At 70.0% G+C, this 3602-nt stretch carries 1 protein-coding gene and 1 pseudogene; one reads left to right on the top strand and one right to left on the bottom strand.

The window, feature by feature from the left end; genetic code table 11:
- Positions 1–150: 150 nt before the first annotated feature.
- A pseudogene (locus FF36_RS40530) lies at positions 151–2171 on the bottom strand (DNRLRE domain-containing protein); the annotation flags it as partial.
- A gap of 1072 nt (positions 2172–3243) precedes the next feature.
- Here FF36_RS40530 and FF36_RS31070 point away from each other — a divergent pair.
- Positions 3244–3602: hypothetical protein (locus FF36_RS31070; RefSeq protein ID WP_044888779.1), on the top strand; the 359-nt coding region annotated here is incomplete at its 3' end.

Raw genomic sequence — 3602 nt, forward strand, 5'->3', positions numbered from 1 at the left:
TCCGTCCAGCCGGTGGCGGTGTTCGTACCCAGCCGGTACTGGAACGTCACCTGGGTCTGCGCCGACGGCGCCTGCCCCTCCAACGTCGTGAACCGCTGGACGCGGGCGCCGTCCGCCGGCTGCGCCAGCGCCCCCGCACCCACCCCGAANCCGTAGGAGACGACCGGCGACAGGTTGCCCGCCTTGTCCTTCGTCCGCACGGAGAAGGTGTGCAGGCCGGCGGTCGTGGTCAGCGACGGGGTCGTCGTGGCCGTCGTCTCCGTCGCCGGGGACGGCTGGTCGAGGCCGTAGAGGAACGACTGGGTGTCCCCGCCGGGCGAGGTCCAGGTGAACGTGCCCGAGGTCGCCGACGCCCAGCCACCGGACGCCCACGCCGCCGAACTCAGTCCGGTCGGGGCGGATGGTGCGGTCGTGTCGACGATGAACGGGATCCACGACGACCACGCCTGCGCGTAGTCGACCCCGTCGTAGGCCCGGGCCCGCCACTCATACGCCGTGCCGTTCGTCAGCAGACCCGACGGCACCGTCCAGTACGCCGGCGAGTTCGACGGCGTGTTCGCCACCGACCCGCCGGTGATCTTCGTGGAGCCGTCCGAATTCCACACCTCGACGTCGACCCGCACCTGCCCGCCATCAGGATCACGCGAGGAACCCGACAGGGTCGGCGTGGTCGTGTTCGTCAGCACCATCGCCGGACTGCCACCACACTGCGCCGAACACGGACTGGTGAACCGGCCCGCGACCGTGCCCGGGTAGGAGTTGTACGTCGTGGAGATGTGCGGGGCGAGCATCGTGTCACCCGAGTAGAAGTACTTGAACTGGTTCGCATCCGACTCGCTCGGCGCCCGGATCGTCAGCGCCTCCGGCGACGGCGCACCGTTGTGCGCCCAGGCGTCCACCAGCCCGGTGATGTCGATGTTCGTGCCGCCCGAGCCGGTGCACGAGCCGCCGTTGTTGAACGTGGCACTACCCCAGTTGTGACCGTCCGCGCTCGGCTGGGAGTTCCACGTCGTCCCCGCCCCCATGCCGCTGGCGCCCTGCACGACCGTCGGCTCGACCGTGCACGTCGCCGACCCGCCCTGCCACAGGTTCAACACCGCCGACGTCACATGCCGGTTCTTGATCGCCGAATCGTCGAACCGCAGGAACGACCGGTTCACCGCCGCACCCTGATAGTTACCGACCCGCAGAATGTCGTTCGTGTCATAGTTCGTCGTCGGATTCGCATCGTTCACATCAGTGTCGAGGTTGTCCGCCAGGGTCGCCGCCGGGTCGATCGTCACCGGATACTGGCGGGACGGGTCAGTGAGCCATGCCTTGTCCGGCTTGAGCGCGAGGGTCGGCGCCGCGCCGGCGCCCTCCAGCGCGCTGTCGACCCCACGGGTACGGTCCGGCAGCTTCACCTTCGGATCGACGTGGGCATCCCACATCAACGGCGACGGCGAACGAGCCGTCACCTTCCCCCCCGCCGACAGCCGCAGCTCCCCCGCCGACGTCCGCTCGGCGGTCAACCCCTTCAACCGCAACGGCAACCGCAACGCCGCCTGCGCCGCCGCCGCGGTGTGCGCGACGATCCGCACGTCGTAACCCGTCGGAACGACCTTGACCACCAGATCGGTGCCGGGCGCCACGTCGGCGTAGGTCGCCGTGCTGCCGGCAAGCGTCGGCGCGGGCAGCGCGCCCGGCCAGGCAAAGGCGAGCTCGCGGCCACCGTCGACCAGGGTCGCCACGTCCCCGCCCGCCTTCCCCCCGGCCGACAGCACGATCCCCGCCTTCGCGACCTTCGGCGTGACCTTCCCGTCCGCCAGCACCAGCGTCGCGTCGACGTCCACCCAACCGTCACCGCGGCGGACCCGGCGGACACCCGAATAGGAGTCGACCGTGACCGTCCCGTCCGGGTTCACGAACGTCGACGTCGACTCCGTACGGGCATCCGTCACCTCGATCCGCCGCTTCTCCGCACGCGCCGCAAGCTGCGCCGAGACGAGATCCGGCCGTTGCGCCGGCCCCGTCGGCGGCGGGGACTGCGCCGGGCCCGCCGGTGTGGCCGCCCGTGCCGCGGTCCGAGCCGCCGGGACGAACTGCACGATTGTCCCGGCCAGAACGGCGGCCAGCAGAACGCACAGAGCACGGGTCAGTGACATGCGAAAACACACGGGGAGGGCCCGCATTACGCCAACTCCGATCCACCGGAAACGAAAGTCCGAAGGCGCTACGAGCGCGGCCCCCCGAGGGGAGCGAAGACCGCGCGGATCTCCGAAAATGACAGAGGGATCAACCGGCGTACAAGAAGATGATCGCCAGTTGGGATCGGGTTGTGTCGCGCGCCGTGACCATCCCCGGGGGTGGCCGGAAACCGCGGCTACCTCGCGTACTCACTGGCCTGCCAGCAAGCCAATCGACCCGACAATCCCGTCACCTTCAGTGACCGAGATTGATCGCTTGCCCGCAACAGAGGTGTCGCTGCGTTACTTTTATGGCGCGCATCACACAGTGGTGTGTTACCTCGCCGAAACATGAAAGTCGGTACGGGCCCACATTCGGCCTACAACCCAACCACCGGGATGGCGGACGACCGTCGTATCCGCAGGTGACGGCCACCCTGAACGGCCGTGGTCGACGGCTGCCGTCGACGGCCTCCCGCCTCCGAAAAGCCCTGCGGAGCAGGGGGAGGTACCCGGCCGGCGAGAAGAGCCGGCTCCACTCCCCACCTTCGGGCGATTCCCGTGCCGGCTCGCGCGTCGTCCGGCCGGATCCGGCCGGGCGCCGGGGCGCGAGGCCCGAGGCCGCCGGACCACGCGAAGCCGGACGCCGCCTCCGTGTGTCCGCGCTAACGCCCAGCTCCCAGGCTTGGAGCTACTCTCCGTGACGATTTCTCTTGCGGCTGGCAGCCAATTGATCGTTATGGGCAGCAGGGAAGTTCTCTTTCCAAAGGACTGGATAAGCCTCCGGAGTTATGCCACAGTCCTCCTTCGGACCAGGGCGCCACTGGAACGGGAGTGCCCCTGGCCCGATCGGTTTCTTTGTTTTGGATGACACCTTCGACTGCGCCTCGCAATGACGCGCGGCAAGATCGAACGCCTACAGCCGAGCCGCGCTTTCCCGCATTCCCTGGCACGGGCGACGGCGCAACGGCGCGTGGCTGCCGCATGGGCTGGGGCCGCCGGCACCGCGCACACCGGCGGCTGCAATCACGGCCGCGGACGAGACCCGACCCGTCGATGTCGCAGGGAGGCGAACGGTATGAGCCGCCACCGGCGTTCCCCCGAGAAGCCCGGCCGCCACCGGGCTTCCACCGACACGGCCGGCCGGCATCGCCCCGCCACGATCCCCGCCCAGGGCCGAGGCGGGGCGCCCGCTCGCCGGCGGTCCGGCCCGACCGGCGCCCTGGCCACCATCCCGATGATCGGGCTGCTCGTCGCCCTCAGCCTGATGCCCGGCACGACCCCGACTGGCCGCAGCCCATCGCCGACCGCTCGCCTCAACGCCCCCGCCGTCGTGGTCCATCCGCCGACGCGCGGCTACGACGACCGGTTACCCGACCTCATCCCCACGCTACGAGCCGCGAGCGACACCGACGCCCCCACCACCCCCCCGACCCC

This window comes from Frankia torreyi, assembly GCF_000948395.1.
In the GTDB taxonomy this organism is placed as follows: domain Bacteria; phylum Actinomycetota; class Actinomycetes; order Frankiales; family Frankiaceae; genus Frankia; species Frankia torreyi.